Raw genomic sequence first — 17,373 nt, 5'->3', positions numbered from 1 at the left:
GCGGTCCTTTTTTAATTCATTTTATTCTATCTGCCGTATAGTTTTTCTACAACGGCATTTGCAGGGTCTTCTTTTCGCGTTTGATTTACTATGCAAACGCAAAACTTTTGGTTTAGGATGGCTTTGGCGCGTCGCGCCATGAAATTTTGGGCAACCGATTTTCTCCAGCTTTATTTTTTTTCTTTTCTTAACGGCTGGCGCTTTGTCAATAAACAGCCAGGGGTACATAAAACGATAATATGCTTTTATCTTTTCCGGCGTATCAAGCCTATCCTCATAATCATCTTCGTTAATAGGCTGGCAGGGATAAGCGCCGCCGATTTTTCTTTCTTCAGCAAATTCATAGCCGCAAATAGTACAAACCTTTTCCTCATTTCCTGTAAGACAATCTTGAAGCTGACAGAATGAGATATTAGAACATCCGCTGACGACCTCTCCAAAAGACGCGACAGCAGTACCGTCAATTGTACAAAATAATCTTTCTCCAATCGGCACCTGTTTTCTGTCGTTTAACCTTTCCAGATCATCGCGCACATCCCTCGACCAATTGTCAATTCCAAGAGCGACATGATCCGCCATTAATTTTTCCCCTCGAACTCGTTTTTTCATTTTCCCCTCCATAATTAAATTTTGAAAAAACTATCCCCTTCCCCCTATCCACACTAAATATTTAAATTATATCTTAACACAATTCACTAAAAAAATCAACTAATAATAAATATATTGGCTAATTTTAGTAAACAGACTAGTATAATTTGCCCTATTACCCCTCGTATACTATAATGTATAGTATAACTAATTAAAAATTTAAAGATCAAAGTTTAAAATGACAATTCAAAATGTAAAATTGCCTAATTTTATAATTTTCCCCGACCCCGTAAGCGAGGCGGGACAAGTAACTTTACATTGTCATTTTTCATTTTGAAATTTACATTTTACATTTTTTCATGACAAACCTAAAATATTTATTAATTTTTATAATTATACCATTAAGTTTGGCATTCGGTCTTACCGCCAGCGCCGAAGGCTTTGATCCTAATAATATTATTAGCGACTTGGAAATCATGGATTATACTTCCATGGATTTAGCCGATATTCAAAAATTTTTAGAAAATAAAAATAGCTATTTGGCTAATTACTCCTGCCCGGATTATTACGGCGTAACTAGAAAAGCTTCGGAAATAATTTATAACGCGGCCGCAAAAAATTATGACTGCAGTAGCGCTATTTTAAGCGATAACCCGACCGAAGAAGAAAGAAAATTAAAATGCCGGAAAATTACCATCAGCCCAAAATTCCTTTTAGTGCTTCTGCAGAAAGAGCAAAGTCTGATTGAAAATTCTTCGCCCGGCCAACGTAATCTTGATTGGGCCACCGGTTACGGTTGTCCGGATTCAGGCGGCTGCAATACCCGCTGGCAAGGTTTTGGCAAACAGGTTAATTCCGCGGCTTTGCAGTTCAGAGACTATATGGATAATCCCCAATTTTATACTTACCGTGCCGGCAATACTTATACTTTCACCAACCCTTACGGAACTATCAGCACCGATCCGATAACCGTAACGCCGGTTAACCAGGCTACGGCCGCGCTGTATAATTACACGCCGCACGTCTATAACGGCAATTTTAATTTTTATAAAATCTGGCAGCGCTGGTTCACTAAAATCTATCCGGACGGCTCTCTCCTGCAAGCCCAAGGCGAACCCGGAGTCTGGCTTCTGCAAAACGGCTTAAAACGGCCGTTCTTATCCATGGCCGCCTTGGCTACGCGCTTTGACGCCAATAAAATCATAAAAATAAACAAATCCGACTTGGATAAATATGAGAAAGGCGCGCCGATTAAATTCCCCCAATATTCCCTAATCAAATCGCCGCGCGGCACGATTTTCTTATTGGTTGACGATAAAAAGCGCGGCTTTACATCCATGGAAGCTTTCCGCAAAATGGGCTTTAACCCGGACGAAGTCGTTAACGCCAGCTGGGAAGACATAAATTATTACGCCGATGGGGCCAATATCACCGCCACTTCGACTTATCCGACCGGAGCGCTCTTGCAGAATAACAAAACCGGCGGCGTTTATTACGTGATTGACGGCACTAAAGCGCCGCTGATTGATAAAATTTTCTTAACCGCGAAATTCAGCAGTAAAAAAATCATAAAAGTCGCGCCGGAGGAGCTTGACCAATACCTAACCTTAAAACCTTATTTATTCGGCGACGGAGAACTTCTAAAAACCAAAGACTCCCCTTACGCCTACGTAATTTCCGGCGGCAAAAAAATCCTCATAGCTTCAGACAAAGTCTTCAGCGGCCTAGGCTATAAAGCGGAAAATATCATCATCGTGCCGTCAAGCGTCTTATATTTATACGAAGCCGGCGCGCCAATAACCGAAGTGCTAGCGGAAAATGCGCAAGAATAAATATTTTAATCATTAACTATATGTCTATTGTCTTTTCCGCTATTGTCCCTCACCCGCCCATTCTTATACCGACCATCGGCAAAGAAAATATCAATCAGCTTAAAGCCACTTCTGATTCATATTTGGAATTAGAGCAAGATTTATATGCTTCGCAGGCGGAAACTATCATTATCATTTCTCCGCACGGCCATCTGCAGGAAGAAGCTTTCACTATTAACTTAAGCCCTGAATTCACGGGTGATTTTAAAGACTTCGGCGATTTAACGACTAAATTTAATCTAAACGGCGATATCGGCTTAGCCCATAAAATCAGAGAAAAATTAGAGACTAAGGCCCCGCTCCAGCTTATTAGCGAAACCAAGCTTGACCACGGCGCCTCAATCCCCCTCTATCATTTAACCCGGCACTTGCCAAAAATAAAAATAATCCCGCTTTATTATTCGGGATTGAGTTTAGCCGCTCATTATAATTTCGGCCAGATATTAAAAAATGAACTATTAAGCTCAAGCACCCGTATCGCCCTAATCGCTTCCGGCGACCTTTCGCATAGGTTAAGCAAAAACGCCCCGGCCGGCTTTAGCCCTAAAGGAAAAAAATTTGATAAAAAGCTAATTGATTGTTTGCTTAAAAAACAAACCAATGAAATAATAAAATTCAAACCGGAATTAATCGCTGACGCGGGCGAATGCGGCTTAAAATCAATCGTTATCTTGCTTGGCATTATAGAGGTTATAAAATATGAACCCCAGCTTTTATCATACGAAGCGCCTTTCGGCGTCGGTTATTTAACGATGAATTTTAAATTATAACTTTTTACTTTTAGCTCCGCCGGCCGCGACTTTAAAAAAATATTTCCACTTCTCGCCGGTATGGCATAATTCTTTAGTGTCATTTAAACATTTTTCAATATAAACTCTTGGCTTTAGTTTACATACTCTAAAAACCGCGCTTCTTTTAAAATCCGGAATGTTTAATTCTTTAATTACCTCTAAAGCCAAATCCTGCCAAGCATAAGCCGGCGCTTTAGGCCGCAAGCGCTGGTTTTTTGACCCTTCCATAAATAAATCGCCTAATTTTTCCATGCCTTTGTTTGTTTGCATATATTAAGTATAACAAACTATTGCTAAAATTTCATCTATTTGTTAATATCAACTATTATTGTCATTGCGAGCGACTGAAAGGAATGCAGGTCCCTTGCTATCGCTCGGGATAAACTTCACAATCTCACGTACTCTGAACTTAACCAGAGATTGCTTCGTCGACTTGATTACAAGTCTCCTCGCAATGACAGAAAGAGTATTAATAATTTATCATTTATAACATGCCAATACTAAAAATAATAACTCAGCCCAACCAGATTTTAAGGAAAAAATCAATTGAAATAAGCCCGGAAGCTATAAAAAGCCGCGAATTTAAAAACCTTATTTCCGCCATGGATAAAACCATGCTTAAAACCGACGGCGTTGGCTTGGCCGCTCCGCAAATTGGGAAGAATATCAGATTGGCCGTCATTAATTCCAAAGACGGAGTTTTCTGCTTGATAAACCCCAAATTCACTAAAAAATCCTGGGCGCGCGAAATAGGGCAAGAAGGCTGCTTATCCATACCCGGAGTTTTCGGCAAAGTTAAAAGGCACAAAAAAATCAGCTTAACTTATACGGATAAAGACGGCAAAAAAACCAAACTTACCGCCGTCGGCATGATGGCTCGGGTGATACAGCATGAGATTGATCATCTTGACGGAATACTTTTTATTGACAAGGCGGTAGAGATAGAAAATGAAAAATTAAAAAACAAAAATGAATAAAACTAAAACAATCTTCATCGGCACTGCCGAATTCGGTTTACCCGGGTTTGAGGCTTTAATAAAAGACAACGACTTTGAAATAGTCTTAGCAATTACCCAGCCGGACAGGCCAACGGGCAGAAAACAAATAATAACGTCTTCGCCCATAAAAATCGCGGCCGAGAAAAAAAATATTACGGTTTTACAGCCGGAGCATATTATAGATATCAGAGATAAAATTCTTTTGCTAAAACCCGATTTAATTATCGTAGCGGCTTACGCGCAGCTTATACCTGAAGAAATTTTGAATCTGCCGAAATACGGCTGCCTAAATCTGCATGCTTCGCTTCTGCCTAAATACCGGGGCGCGGCCATAATTCAGGCCGCTATCTTAAACGGCGACGTAGAGACCGGTTTAACCATAATAAAAATGGATAAAGGCTTAGATACCGGAGCGATTTTAGCGCAAACCGCGATTAACATTAGCGATGAAGATACGGCCGGAACATTATATGACAAATTATCGGAAGTAAGCGCGGATTTTCTGATTGCCGCGATCAAAAAATATTTAGCCGGAAAAATCACGCCGAAAGCGCAAGATTCCAGCCAGGCCAGCTACGCCAAAGCCTTAACTAAGGGCGACGGTTTAATCAATTGGTCAAAACCGGCAGCGCATCTGGAAAAATTTATTAGAGCCATGAATCCCTGGCCCATGGCCTGGACTTGGTGGGACGGCAAACAAATTAAAATAATTTCCGCGCAAAATCAGCCTATAGAAATAAATTCTTATAAGCCGGGCAAAACTTTTAAATACAACAGCGGCTTGGCCGTGCAATGCGGCCGGGACGCTTTAATTATAAAAAGTTTGCAGCTTGAAGGAAAAAACGCGCTAGCCAGCGAAGAATTCTTGCGAGGCCATAAAGATTTTATTGGCAATATATTGGGATAATAAAACGGCTAGCTTATAAAATAATTTTATAAGCTAGCCGTTTAATCCTATAAAACAAAGCGCCAGCACATTATGCATATGCAGGCGCTTCAATCCCCATGCGTTGCCGTTTTTCGTATATGAATACTTATGACGGCAGGCATTGTTAAAATGCAGACTGATCCGCACTCTAACTCTAATTTCAGTTTAGGCGCGCTTAGTTAAATCAGTCAAGAGGAAAAACTATTGATAACTGGCTGATTTTATGTGTATAATGTGTTAATAATAAGTTAACTCCGTTAAATAAACGCTTAATCTAAGGCAAATTAAATTTTTAATTTTATTGATATATTTAACGAAGTAAATATGCCGCTATCGTCTAACGGTTAGGACGCCAGGTTCTCATCCTGGTAATCGGGGTTCGATTCCCCGTAGCGGTACTAAAAAACACCTCCGAGTTTCTTCGGAGGTGTTTTTATAATATTAATTTTAAAAAACACGCCATGCTATTTATTCTCCCATTCTTCACCTTGCCTGACTAATAATTCTTTCGCTCTCAACGGTTCGGCCATAATTTCTTTCACTACTTTTTCCATGCGAGCGCCCTGCGAGCCTTTGACTAAAATCAGATCACCGGTTTTAATCCTTTCCTGGATAAATTTACCGGCTTCATCGGTGGCGGCAAAATGAAAAATATCATCTTGGCTCATGCCTGAATTTAAAGCGCCGCGGGCGATATCGCGCGATCTCTCCCCCACGACGATTAATTTATCAATTTTATTTTTTACCACCGCTCGGCCGACTTCTTGGTGCTTGGCTTTAGTGAATTCACCTAACTCCAGCATATCGCCTAAAACCGCGTATTTATTTTCCCCACCTTTTTTAGGGATGACGGCCAAAGTTTCAATGGCTAAAATAGAAGCGGCCGGAGAAGCATTATAAGTATCGTCAATTATATAAGTGCCTTTTACGCCTAAAAGCAATTTCATTCTGCCGTTCGGCGGTGAATATTTATTCAGCGCTTGGCTGATTTCTACCAAATTCAGGCCTTTAGCCACGCCAACGGCCGCGGCAGCCAGCGCGGCATAGACTCCGGCCTTGCTGATTACATTGGGCAAAAAGACCGGCGCGAAAGAACCGTTATTAAGCAATTTAAAATTCATACCTAATTTGTCTTTTTCGCTAAGCGAAGGAACGAACACTAATCTTATTTCCTTGCCGGAAAAGTCAGCTTGATTATCTATGGCATAAGTTAAAACTTTTGCCTTAGCCTCTTTAACAAGAGGCGCGATCCGCTGATCATCAATATTCAAAACCGCCCAGCCTTGGCGGTCAATCGTTTTAATTAAAACAGATTTTTCTTGCTTAATTCTTTCCTGGCTGCCAAAATTTTCAATATGAGAATCGCCGATTGAAGTTAAAACTCCGATATTCGGCTTAACCATACCGGTTAAATAGCTCATATCGCCGGGCTTATCCGCGGCCATTTCTAAAATTAATATTTTAGGATAATTTTCATCCGGCTTTATTAATAGCTTAATTGCCAAGAAAAAAACTTGCATCCAGCCGAAAATTGATTTAGCCGGCGAGGCCGCGCCGATAATAGTAAGCGGCACGCCGATTTCGTTATTATAATTTTTTAAACTGCGGCGCACATTAAACTTAGCATTGAGCACTACATAGATCGCTTCTTTAGCTCCGGTCTTGCCGACACTGCCGGTAATGCCGATAATTTCCGGCCGGTATTTTTTTAAAATCAATCCGGCCAATATTTTTAAAATTTTTTGCGTTAATGATTTCATATGTATTTGCATTTTATTTGAAAATTGGTAATTGGTAATTGAAAATTTGGGAATGTAATTTTTATTTTTATTCTTTAAAATCTCAAGATTATTCATTATTTTAATTGATGTTTCTTTCCTTAGGCACCTGCCAATAATTTAGCATATATTCAGCCAATTCGCCAAATAAAGGCGCGGCCGAGCTTTCCGCCCATTCAACGTCTCGCGGCTGGTCAATTCTGACCAGCATGACGAATTTCGGATTATCGACCGGAGCATAACCGGCGAAAGAGCCGATATGGGCGCCGGCCTGATAGCCGCCGTTTTTCGCCGGAACCTGGGCCGTACCGGTTTTCCCGGCGACGTAATAGCCTTTAACGCCGGCCAATTTACCATGGCCCTTTTCTACCACATTAACCATCATGCCGCCTAAAATAACAGTGGCCTTTTCCGAAACTACCCGGCCGACTATTTTAGGCTTGGTTTCAATTTTAGCGCCGTCAGGCTTGATTATTTCTTTAACAATATAAGGCTGCATCATTATGCCATTATTAGCTAAAGCTAAAAAGGCCGCAGCTATTTGTATTGGCGTAACCGCCATGCCTTGGCCGAAGGAAGCTGTAGCCGCGTAAAGCTCGCCCACGGGTTTTTTTATTAAATTTTTTATATCGCCTTTGCTTTCGCCTTCAAGCTCAATGCCGGTTTTTTCGCCAAAACCGAATTTTTTCACGTATTCGGAAAATAAATCAGGCCCGATGGCTCTCATAGCGAAAATAGCGCCGGTATTTAAAGATTTTTCCAGCACCTCGGACATAGTTTGCACGCCGTTGGCCTTATGGTCGGAATTTTCTATTTTATATTTGGAAATTATAACCTGCCCGGTGTCGTCGTAGGTAGTTTGCGGGGTTATCTTTTCCCGGTCTAAAGCCATAGCCATGGTGATGACTTTAAAAATTGAGCCGGGCTCGTATTGGGAGAAAATCGCCGGATTGGTAAAATCCTTAATATCTTTGGTTTCTTGAAAATTATTGCCGTCATAATCAGGGCTTGAGCACATGGCCAAAACCGCTCCGGTATCAGGCTCTAAAATTATGACGCTGCCGCCGTCGGCGCCATGCCTCTTAACCGCTTCATTTAATTTTTGGCAAGCCATAAACTGGATAGACCGGTTAATGGTTAAAATTAAATCGCTGCCGTCGTCCGCCTTATTGTATTCGCGGTCATTAATAATTATCGGGTAGCCTTTGGCGTCGCGCTCAATCTTTATTGAGCCCGGAGAGCCGGTAAGCTCTTGATCAAAAAATCCTTCAAGGCCATACCGGCCCTCTAGCTTATCGCCCGCGTAGCCGACAAAGCCTAAGATGTTAGAGCCGATATTGCCTTCGGGGTAAAAACGAAATGAACTTTCGGAAAAACCAATGCCGTCTATTTTTAATTCTTTTTCTGCTTCATGGTTTAAAATAACCATCGTATTGCCGTCAACTTCCAAATCTTCAATCTTTACATCATCAACCGGCCGGCCGGCGGCCAGATAGAAATTTTTTAAAACCGCCTCGTCAACTTTTTGCTCAAGCGGTTCATAAATATCGCCCGGCTTATCAAGCTTTTTTAAATAGGCGCCGATAATTTCTTTTTTCCTCAAATTAATTTCCGCTTCCCGCCTAACTTGCCTTATATCTTGAAATGATTTATCGGATTGGATGGCTTGATGCCGAGCGATTATTTCCGCTTCTTTAATCTTGCCGGCTTCGTCTTTTATATCGCCTAAAGCTTTAAGCTGGGCGCTTAGATTATCAGCGTCTTCTTTTATGAAAATCTCCTCAACTTCTTGCTCAATTTTCTCTTTTTTGAAAATCACATAAAGCTGTTCGCTGATCCTCTCGGCTTCTTTTACGCCTTTTATGTCTTTGGGCACGGCGAAAAGCAAGGCGAAATTTTTATTGGTGGCGATGGGATAAAGCCGGTTATCGGCGCTCTTAACGTCATTTTGAATAAAAATCCGGCCGCGAGTCGGACTTAAAAGATTATAGATTTGATGCTGATCCGAGGCTAAGCTGTAATATAAATCATAATTTAATATCTGCAGATCAATTAATCTGTAAATAATAACTCCGGCCAATAAAAAAACAATCGCAATTATTAAATTAATGCGACTATTATTTATTTTACCACCGCTGTTTTGTCTTTTTTTCCAAAACGACATAAATCGCTAAATTACAATCTCTCTTATTTTTTCGCCACCACCTCGGCTCCGGCGGTTATATAGCTTACTTCTCCGACCGCCACCATTTTTAAATCGCTGATTTTTTCTTTAATATTTGAATATGAGCTTGAAGTTAAGGCCTTAAGCTCAAGCTTGTTGTTAGCTTCAACTAATTTATTTTTTTGCTGTTTTAATTCGCTTAAAGCAAAGCCTTTTATGGATAAATCATTAACGCCGGCGATGTAATAAAGCGACAAAACAATCATAGCAAAAAATATGGCTTTGTTAAAATTTTTCAAATTGAATATTTTTTTTCCGATTTTGTTATTTGTTTTTTCCATATTTATTTTTTATTTTTATATTTTACTATCAGCTTGGACTAAATTCAGGAAATTTTCTATATCTTTATTATCGCTCTTAGCTTAGCGCTTCTGGCTTTAGGATTTTTTAAGACCTCCTCCCCGGTCGGCCTTAAAATCGGATGAGTTAATATTTTTAAACTGGCTTTATGGCCGCATTGGCAGATCGGCGCCACCGGCGGACAGAGGCAATCTTTTGACTCTTGCCTGAAATATTGTTTAACGATCCTATCCTCTAAGCTATGGTAAGAAATAACTATTAATTTCCCGCCCGGCTTTAATAAACTGACTGCCTGAGGCAAAACCGCTCGCAAATTTTCTAGTTCCCGGTTAACGGCGATGCGCAAGGCTTGAAAAATTTTTGTGGCCGGATGTATTTTTGATTGAAACCTTTTTGGTATGGCGCTTAAAATAATTTTAACCAGCTGATCTGTCGTTGTGATTCTCCCCGTCCGGCGCTCTTCGGCTATGGCTAAGGCGACTTTATAAGCGAACTTTTCCTCGCCGTAATCTTTGAATATTTTAGCTAAATCTTCCGCGCTCCGGCTATTAATGATATTTTCAGCCGTCTCCCCTGTTTGGCCGAAGTTCATGCTTAGCGGCGCGCCAGCCAAGCTGAAAGAAAATCCTCTAGCCCTATCTTCGAGTTGAGCTGATGATAGCCCCAAATCAAATACAATGCCATTAAATTTGGCGCCTGCTTCAAAGTATTCTTCAACAATTTTCTGTAAATTTTTAAAATTGTCATGGGCGATTATTATATTATTAAATCTTGGGCCAAGGTCAGGCGTCTGCCAATTTTTTATAGCCATTTCGTCCAAGTCTATGGCTAAAACTTTGCCTCCGGGCGCTACGGCTTTGGCTATGGCGAAAGTATAGCCGCCGCCGCCGAGCGTGCAATCAATAAAATTCCCGCCCGGCCTGGGCCGCAAATATTCTAAAACTTCTTTTAACATTACTGGAGTATGTCGGTATGGCATTTAAGTACTGCTAATTTTAATAAGGTGGCGGCTGCTCGCGCCGCCCGTTTCTTTAAAGAACAACCGCTCGGGCGCGATAAAACATAACGTTGCGCAAATCGTTCCCGTCTACGAGCGGCGCTCTTATGATTTTTACCCTCACCTTTTCCGCTTCGGCATTCGCGCCGGCCGCGTTTTTTAAAAACGGCACCGACACTTTTATTTTTTTCACCATATTTTTATTTTTATTTAACGCTTAATTTCACGAAATCCGCCTCGGTTATGCCGACGCCTAAAAAGCGCATGATGCTAAAAGCGTCCGCCGGACGGCCTAAGAAATATCTTTTTTCATCTTTAGTATTAATATACCAAGCTTCTCCGTTGTCCTGGATTTGGAGAAAAATTTTGCCTTTTTGCTTTTTGGCGAAGCCGGCTTCCACTTGCATTCTCGCGCCGCCGCCTTTAGCCGGGTCATACCCGCCGGCTATTTCCGACTTATCGTCAAAGCCGTCATTATCAGTATCGTTTTTATTCTTATCCGTCTTAACCGCGTCTTCCATCAAATCCGACAAGCCGTCTCCGTCGGCATCCGGACCTGACGACTGGCTTAAGCCGATAGGAATTTTTTTAAGATCGCTGGTCGCGATGCCCACGCCTTCTTTTTTCATTACTCCCAAAGCGTCGTCGGGCCGGCCGAGAAAATGCAGGCTCTTTTTCACCGGATTGACATAATAAGCTTCGCCGTTTTTTTGGACTCGCAAAACTATATTGCCTAGAATCCGGCCGCATAAAGTATTGGCGGCGCAACCGCCGACGATTAGCGTTCCCTCGCTGTTATTAATCAGCACGCTGTTATTTTTCCCGTCAACGACTATGGTTTCGTTGCCGTTGGTAACGACGACTTCTTCGCTGTCAGGGTCAACGATAACTCCGCCTTCTTCGTCGCCGACGACCGTCGCGCCGGTTTCCATATTAACATACGGCACATTATTTTCCGTGGCCATGGCCTGGCCTAATAAGACGGCGGCGGATAATACCACCGCGAGACCCGCGATTACTTTTTTCATTTTTTTATTTTAATTTTAAAATTATTTAACCAGGCGGTTTACACGCCTAATCCCCCTAAAGCTTCGGCGATATCCACGCTCTTTTTTTCCGTGCCTTGCTTATATTTATTCCAAGCGGTTTGGTCCCAAATTTCCAATCGGCTGTAAAGGCCGGCGATCACCAGCTTTTTCTTTAAGCCGGCGAACTTCCTTAAATACTCGGGTAGCATAATGCGCCCCTGATTATCAAAATCCACATCCATGGCGCCGGCCAGCATCAAACGCGCGAAAGCGCGGGTGTTGGCTTGGCCGATCGGCAATTTAGACAGCTTAACGGCCAGTTCCCGCCATTCATTTTTTGTATACAAAAAAAGGCAGTTGTCCAATCCCTTGGTAACGACTGCTCCGCCTTTTAGCATAAAGCGGAATTTAACCGGCACGGCCACTCGGCCTTTATCGTCTAAATTATGGTTGTATTCGCCGATGAACATGTGAAAAATTAAGAAGTTAGAACTAAGGCTAACGAGAAGTCCGACCAGCGGCAAGCCGCTGATAAGACCCCTTCTTTGCCTTAATTAAAATTTGTTTCGTTAGGCACGAAACAGGCCTTGTTTGGCCGGCGTTATTGTCTTGGCCGGCTTGTCCGCCATAGCTTTAGCGAGGCGGGCTTGTTTTTTGTTTTTATTTTAAATAACTTGAAGATAGTTTCGCGGATGAATCGCCACAATTCCCCACCATTCACCATAATACTATAATTATATACCACAATTTGCCATTTGTCAATGATAAGCCGCCACTAAAATTTAAGCTAAAGTTAAATTAAAAATAATAAAAAACATCCGTCATTTATCGGCGGATGTTTTATTTGAAATATTATACAATTTTTCTCAGGCAGTTATCAACAAGTTTATCCACAAATCTCATAACTCGTAACCCATAACTCGTAGCTCCCGATTTTAAGTTTTGAGTTGCGGGTTACGAGCTACGGGATTTCTTCTTGGTAATCTCCGGCTCCCTGTCGTATATCGGCTCGGCGGCGGCTAGCTTTTTGCTTCTTTTTTCCGGCTGTTTGCCGCCAGATATCGGAATACCGAGCGCGTAAGCCAAAGCGTTGGCCGTCACTACGCCGATGCGCAGCGAAGTAAACGAGCCTCCCCTATTCTCCACTTCTATCTTTTTAAGATCGCTTAATTTTAATTTATTGGCTTTAAGCAGTCTGCCTATGGCCGGCAAAAGCTTTTCCGCCTGGGTGCGGTGCGACTTGAATTTTTTAACGGCGATAAGCTTATCTTTATCTTTTAAGCCGATCACGATCAAATCTTTTTGCGTGGTGTCGATTAATAGGGTCATACTAGAATTATAGCATAAACATAGTTGCTATTCTCCTGGCTAACTTTAATTTAAAAAAATATTTCGGCTGCTTATTCTTTTCGGCTGAAGATTGACGATAGATTTTTATTATGGAAAAAACTATCTTAGACCAATTAAAATTTCCGCTGACTCTTGCTCTGGCTGATTGGCCGCACTTATCCGCCAACTTAGGCTGTTTCAGCAAATACGATAATTTCAGTCGCAAGCTTTTTATATTTTTATTTTTAAAAATAAACCCGCAATCCGCGACCACATATTTATTTTCTATAATATCGCTGACTAGCGCGCAATTTTTATAGGCCATAGCTTCAAGCAGAGCGATAGATAAACCTTCCGACTCGGAAGGCTGGACGAAAAGATAAGCGTTAGAAAATAACTCTGCCAGCTCCGGGCCGGTTTGATTGCCGGTAAAAATTATATTTTTGTTGCCTTGAGCCGCCGCTTTTAATTCTTTAACATAATTATCCGTATAAGCGCCGTCGCCCACTATGACTAATTTCTTTTTAGTCTTCAAATTTTTATAAGCGCCGATTAAATACTGCACGCCCTTATGGCCGACTAATCTAGTGACCGTTAAAATATAATTGCCTTCTCTCAACCCCCATTTTTTTATTTTATCAGCTTTAACTATTCTAGGCAGGCTGACTCCATTAGGAGCGTAAGCCGCGCTAACTTTATATTTAGCCAAGGTGTATTCGGCCAGCGACGGCGAAATCACTATTACCTTATCCGCTAAATGGCAGGCGATTGCCTCGCCTATTTTTAAGCACGCCTTAGCTAATGCCCCCCATTTCTTATGCTCATAGCATTTTGTATGAAAGGTAAAAATAACCGGCACGCCCGGCTTTAATAATTTAGCCAGCCAAATTAAAGATGACGGGCCGATGGAATGAAAATGAATAATATCTGCCTCGCGCCTTGTTAAATCCAAGCAAGCGCGGAAAGTATGAGTAATGGCGTCCAGATGTTTAGTCGCGATAGCAGGCAAACTGATTAAATTAACTCCCCGATATTTTTTCAAATTTTTATCGGTATAGTTGGGCCGAGTATAAACGAAAACTTCATGCCCGGCCTTAACCAGGCGCGAGGACAGCTCTTCCACGTGCTTTTCCACTCCGCCGAATTTTGACGGTATGCCTTTTTGACCGATAAAATATATTTTCATAATTAATTAATTACAAAACTGATGCTATAAGTTCGGCCGGAATTAACTCCATTCACTGTTATTTGCACATTGCCAGGTAAAACTGACGGCGCTTTAATTATTTCCTTAAATTTTCCATTTTTGTTACTCGTGGCATTAATTTCGGTTCCGGCAAATATTATCTGCAACGGCTCATTCAGCCCATATCCGCCGCCGGATAAAGCAATATATTCCCCTGGCGAACTGCTTTTTTTATCATAATTCAAATATAAAGATTCAATTGGCTTGCTGCTATCTCCACTCGCCAAATAATAATCCACTAACTTTAGATCCTCATCTAAAACTAATATGCTTGACTCGTTAAAAACAAAAACTTTTTCTCCGTCTTTATCCATGGCTACATCCAGGCCCATGGCCCAGCCGTTTTCAATCTCCAGTTTTGTAGTAAAAATCCAATCAACCGGTTTTAAATCGCTCTTTTTCGCCTTAACGATTCCGACGCCATCGGAAAAGTATAAATATTTGCTATTATCTAAAGCGGCGACATCATACCCTAGTTTAGATATATGCTTAAATTCTTTCTTTAGAACACCGCCTAAATCATAAGCCCTTAACGCTTGGTCATCAACCATATAAACTAAGCCTGCCTTTTCGTCATTATATAATTTTCTGACATGCTCTTCGTTTAAAAAAAACTTTATCTCTTTTAACAAATCTCTTTTTTCTGATGAATAGATCTGCAATTTATCGCCGTCAATATTATAAATATATTTCATTGTCTCCGATAATCTCAAATTATCCGAATAACCACTATTGATTATATTATACGCGTTAATAATATCTAAATTGCTGTTCCAAGCTTTAATACCCTTAGTGCCCTTGGAAATTATATAGTTTCCCGCCTTGCTTAAACTAGTAAACCAGTCCCAGGAATTATCTTTAACCCTTGTTTCTAGCTTAGGCGAAAAAGGATCGGTAATATCATATTTATATAAATATGCCCCGTTAACCAAATAAGCATACAGCCTATCGGCCTCCTGTTTCATTACTTGGCTATCAAAAGCTTTATTTCCCGAGTCATATCCGTAAGCGTTAGAAATAGAAGCGGTTTTAATTATTTTGTTATTATCTAAAACGAATAATTCAAACTCTCCTGTGTTCACAGTGGCGAATACTATTTTATTCTGAAAACGAATGGCTTGGCCGGAATAATATGGCCGAGCTTTGCCAAGAGAAAGATTAGCATAAAATAATATCGCGGCTATGGATATTATTATAATGACCGTTGTTGATGTAATTTTTAGCTTATTTATGTTCATATTTGTGTTCATAATATTAAATAATTGTTTATTCACTTGTTGCGATACATTATAGACCGCTGGCAGAAATTATTTCTATTTTTTCTATGATTTCTTAATTTATTGACTAATATTCAACAATAAAATGTATTTTTATATAAGTTAATGTTTCATGCTTTTAACTAAGGAACTTACCATAATAAAATTAATCTGTCAATGGTCTGCTAATAACCTTGCTCTTGCCTGACGCCAATTTATCCATAACCAAATCAGTGGTAATATCGCTCAAAGAGCCAGAAATTTTTTTATTGCAGAATTTATCATATGCGCTATATTCAATATTTTCCAATAAAGTTGATATTTTCCCGATATCATTGGATTTTGGTATTATCCCGATTTTAAAACCGGCCTTTTTATTACTCTCGTTTTTACCAAAAGTGTTGATATTCCAAACAATCCTGCCTGATTCTTGCCCAAAATATAATTCCCCGGCCAAGAGACTTTTATCATCACCCCAGATTACATCCTTGCCGAGCTGGGCAACAATATTAATATCTTCAAGGTCATTGCCAAAATTACCGATATCAAAGAAAATCCAATAATTTGTCAGCATATCTACGGTAGGCGGTAAAGGGCCTACCCCCAGCTGGTCCCCCTCCCGGCTATAATAATAACCCGCCGCGGAAACATTAAGATTTGATAAAATTTTAACTTTAGGAGAATAAATAACTTTTTTTAATTTTTCTCCGTTAATTTCATAACTTACTACCGCTGATAAATATACTTCCTGATTAAAATCCCTTTTATAATTTATAAAGCTAGCGCTTAACTCAATCCGTTCACTTTCCCCGGGAGATAATTCAGTTTTACTGGCCGTAAATTTTTCGGCTGTTATATCGCAACTCCCGGGATAGGTAATATTAAAATTACCTAGGCGATAATTATTATTACCGGAAACAAAATAAAAATTTACATTGCTAATCTTTTCCGTTTCATCATTTATAAAACTTACTACGTAATTTACCGCCTCTTTGTCTTTGATAATCTCCTGATCAGTATTAATTGAAACTATAAATTTTGATTTTTGAATATCTCTTTTTTCTTTAATTAAACTCTGCTTTAAATTCTTATTATTAAATAAAGCGCTGGCCGTTAATTCAAAATCCTGCGGGCCTCCCCGATTAGCCATAGCTTTAAAACTTATTTGTTTTTTTTCTCCGGGCTTTATTTCATTGATTAAAATATCATTATCTTTTTTTACCGCTTCTCCCGAGATAATTTCTAAATTATCACTAAATTCTAACTTAATTTCCTCAAAATTTATATCTGAATTAAGGGACAAATCTATGTTCCCGAAGAATTCGACGCCCTGAAAAATTCTATTAGGCAAAATCAGCTTAACGTCTAAGGCAGAATCTTCAATATTATAAATTAACGAATTTATCACGTTTTCCTGACTGCCTTTATAATAATAATTAAAAATATACGCTAAAGTCTGTTGGCTGCCAAGGTCGCCCAAAATTATACCCTTAATTTTTACTTTGCCGTTCCCGCCTGCCGTTAAATTACCGAGATGGAAAGTATTTGTATTATTATCAAATACATTTTCCGGCGACACAGAATCTAAAATAAAATTTTCCGGCATAATAACGGCCAAAGAAGTGTTTTGATACTCTTCTTGGGATTTATTAATATATTTAATTTCGAAAGTTTCCATCTGGCCGCTGGTGATCTTGTCGCTTAAATACTTAGACTCTAAAAGCATCTTCTGCCCCGGCTCAAAAAATACCAACCAGCACAAAATGCCAATCAAACCAAAAATTATCAATGCTAAAATTATATCCGCTACCAAATGAAAAGTACTTTCTTTATAATATTTAGCATGCCTTTTTTTAAATGGGCACGTAAAAACATTAAGGGTGCCGATAATTATATTGCCGCTCCTTTTAACGCCAGGAGCGCAGTTATCTACGGCGATAGCATTATTGTTTTTATTAATCTTTACTATCTCTAAGTTGCCTTCTTCTTGGCTATATTCTTTTTTGTTATTATCATTGTTTGGCATATTCATATATTTA

At 40.0% G+C, this 17,373-nt stretch carries 17 protein-coding genes and 1 tRNA gene; 5 read left to right on the top strand and 13 right to left on the bottom strand.

Annotation, left to right across the window (positions count from 1 at the left end):
• Positions 1-21 precede the first annotated feature (21 nt).
• A complete protein-coding gene (locus WC639_01135; protein MFA6306398.1) occupies positions 22-609 on the bottom strand; it encodes a hypothetical protein in 588 nt (195 codons plus the stop codon).
• Between the two features lie 338 nt (positions 610-947).
• On the opposite strand from WC639_01135, the gene WC639_01130 reads away from it, so the two are divergent.
• Entirely contained in the window at positions 948-2,420 is a 1,473-nt protein-coding gene (locus tag WC639_01130; protein MFA6306397.1) for a hypothetical protein, read from the top strand.
• Positions 2,421-2,440: 20 nt separating this feature from the next.
• Positions 2,441-3,229 (top strand): AmmeMemoRadiSam system protein B, encoded by a 789-nt coding sequence (gene amrB / locus WC639_01125; protein MFA6306396.1) that lies wholly within the window; start codon positions 2,441-2,443, stop codon positions 3,227-3,229.
• Here the strand turns inward: amrB and WC639_01120 are convergent.
• Positions 3,224-3,520, bottom strand: a complete 297-nt coding sequence (locus WC639_01120; protein ID MFA6306395.1) for a hypothetical protein — start codon at positions 3,518-3,520, stop codon at positions 3,224-3,226. The genes amrB and WC639_01120 overlap by 6 nt on opposite strands.
• Before the next feature lie 221 nt (positions 3,521-3,741).
• Between WC639_01120 and def the strand changes: the two genes are divergently transcribed.
• From def to WC639_01105, 3 genes are all read left to right on the top strand, one after another.
• Positions 3,742-4,227 carry a peptide deformylase gene (gene def, locus WC639_01115; GenBank protein ID MFA6306394.1) on the top strand — a complete coding sequence of 162 codons (486 nt, stop codon included), beginning with the start codon at positions 3,742-3,744 and terminating at the stop codon, positions 4,225-4,227.
• Positions 4,220-5,155 (top strand): methionyl-tRNA formyltransferase, encoded by a 936-nt coding sequence (fmt, locus tag WC639_01110; protein ID MFA6306393.1) that lies wholly within the window; start codon positions 4,220-4,222, stop codon positions 5,153-5,155. Before def ends, fmt begins: the two co-directional genes overlap by 8 nt.
• A gap of 347 nt (positions 5,156-5,502) precedes the next feature.
• Positions 5,503-5,574: transfer RNA gene (locus WC639_01105), tRNA-Glu, on the top strand.
• Positions 5,575-5,640: 66 nt separating this feature from the next.
• On the opposite strand, the gene murF is transcribed toward WC639_01105, so the two are convergent.
• The 11 genes from murF to WC639_01050 all read right to left on the bottom strand — a co-directional run bounded on the left by murF (position 5,641) and on the right by WC639_01050 (position 17,366).
• Positions 5,641-6,936: a UDP-N-acetylmuramoyl-tripeptide--D-alanyl-D-alanine ligase gene (gene murF, locus WC639_01100; GenBank protein ID MFA6306392.1), complete on the bottom strand. Its 1,296-nt coding sequence runs from the start codon at positions 6,934-6,936 to the stop codon at positions 5,641-5,643.
• Between the two features lie 100 nt (positions 6,937-7,036).
• Positions 7,037-9,118, bottom strand: a complete 2,082-nt coding sequence (locus tag WC639_01095; GenBank protein ID MFA6306391.1) for a penicillin-binding protein 2 — start codon at positions 9,116-9,118, stop codon at positions 7,037-7,039.
• 23 nt (positions 9,119-9,141) lie between these two features.
• Complete coding sequence (locus WC639_01090) at positions 9,142-9,459, bottom strand: hypothetical protein (protein MFA6306390.1); 318 nt, start codon at positions 9,457-9,459, stop codon at positions 9,142-9,144.
• A 56-nt stretch (positions 9,460-9,515) separates the two neighbouring features.
• The gene (gene rsmH, locus WC639_01085; GenBank protein ID MFA6306389.1) at positions 9,516-10,457 is read right to left on the bottom strand and encodes a 16S rRNA (cytosine(1402)-N(4))-methyltransferase RsmH; all 942 of its coding nucleotides are present in this window, start codon (positions 10,455-10,457) and stop codon (positions 9,516-9,518) included.
• 52 nt (positions 10,458-10,509) lie between these two features.
• Positions 10,510-10,671 carry a hypothetical protein gene (locus WC639_01080; GenBank protein MFA6306388.1) on the bottom strand — a complete coding sequence of 54 codons (162 nt, stop codon included), beginning with the start codon at positions 10,669-10,671 and terminating at the stop codon, positions 10,510-10,512.
• Positions 10,672-10,681: 10 nt separating this feature from the next.
• Positions 10,682-11,503, bottom strand: coding sequence for a hypothetical protein (locus tag WC639_01075; GenBank protein ID MFA6306387.1), 822 nt, complete (start codon positions 11,501-11,503; stop codon positions 10,682-10,684).
• Positions 11,504-11,541: 38 nt separating this feature from the next.
• Positions 11,542-11,973: a division/cell wall cluster transcriptional repressor MraZ gene (mraZ, locus tag WC639_01070; GenBank protein ID MFA6306386.1), complete on the bottom strand. Its 432-nt coding sequence runs from the start codon at positions 11,971-11,973 to the stop codon at positions 11,542-11,544.
• A gap of 484 nt (positions 11,974-12,457) precedes the next feature.
• Positions 12,458-12,832: a tRNA (adenosine(37)-N6)-threonylcarbamoyltransferase complex dimerization subunit type 1 TsaB gene (tsaB, locus tag WC639_01065; protein ID MFA6306385.1), complete on the bottom strand. Its 375-nt coding sequence runs from the start codon at positions 12,830-12,832 to the stop codon at positions 12,458-12,460.
• A 7-nt stretch (positions 12,833-12,839) separates the two neighbouring features.
• Positions 12,840-14,018 carry a glycosyltransferase family 4 protein gene (locus WC639_01060; GenBank protein MFA6306384.1) on the bottom strand — a complete coding sequence of 393 codons (1,179 nt, stop codon included), beginning with the start codon at positions 14,016-14,018 and terminating at the stop codon, positions 12,840-12,842.
• 2 nt (positions 14,019-14,020) lie between these two features.
• Positions 14,021-15,328: a hypothetical protein gene (locus WC639_01055; protein ID MFA6306383.1), complete on the bottom strand. Its 1,308-nt coding sequence runs from the start codon at positions 15,326-15,328 to the stop codon at positions 14,021-14,023.
• Positions 15,329-15,500: 172 nt separating this feature from the next.
• Positions 15,501-17,366 carry a hypothetical protein gene (locus WC639_01050; protein MFA6306382.1) on the bottom strand — a complete coding sequence of 622 codons (1,866 nt, stop codon included), beginning with the start codon at positions 17,364-17,366 and terminating at the stop codon, positions 15,501-15,503.
• Between the last annotated feature and the right edge of the window lie 7 nt (positions 17,367-17,373).

The sequence above is a fragment of the Patescibacteria group bacterium genome (assembly GCA_041662965.1).
Taxonomy (GTDB): Bacteria; Patescibacteriota; Patescibacteriia; order Patescibacteriales; family GWC2-42-12; genus JACPHD01.
This window is presented reverse-complemented; position numbering and strand designations above follow the sequence as displayed.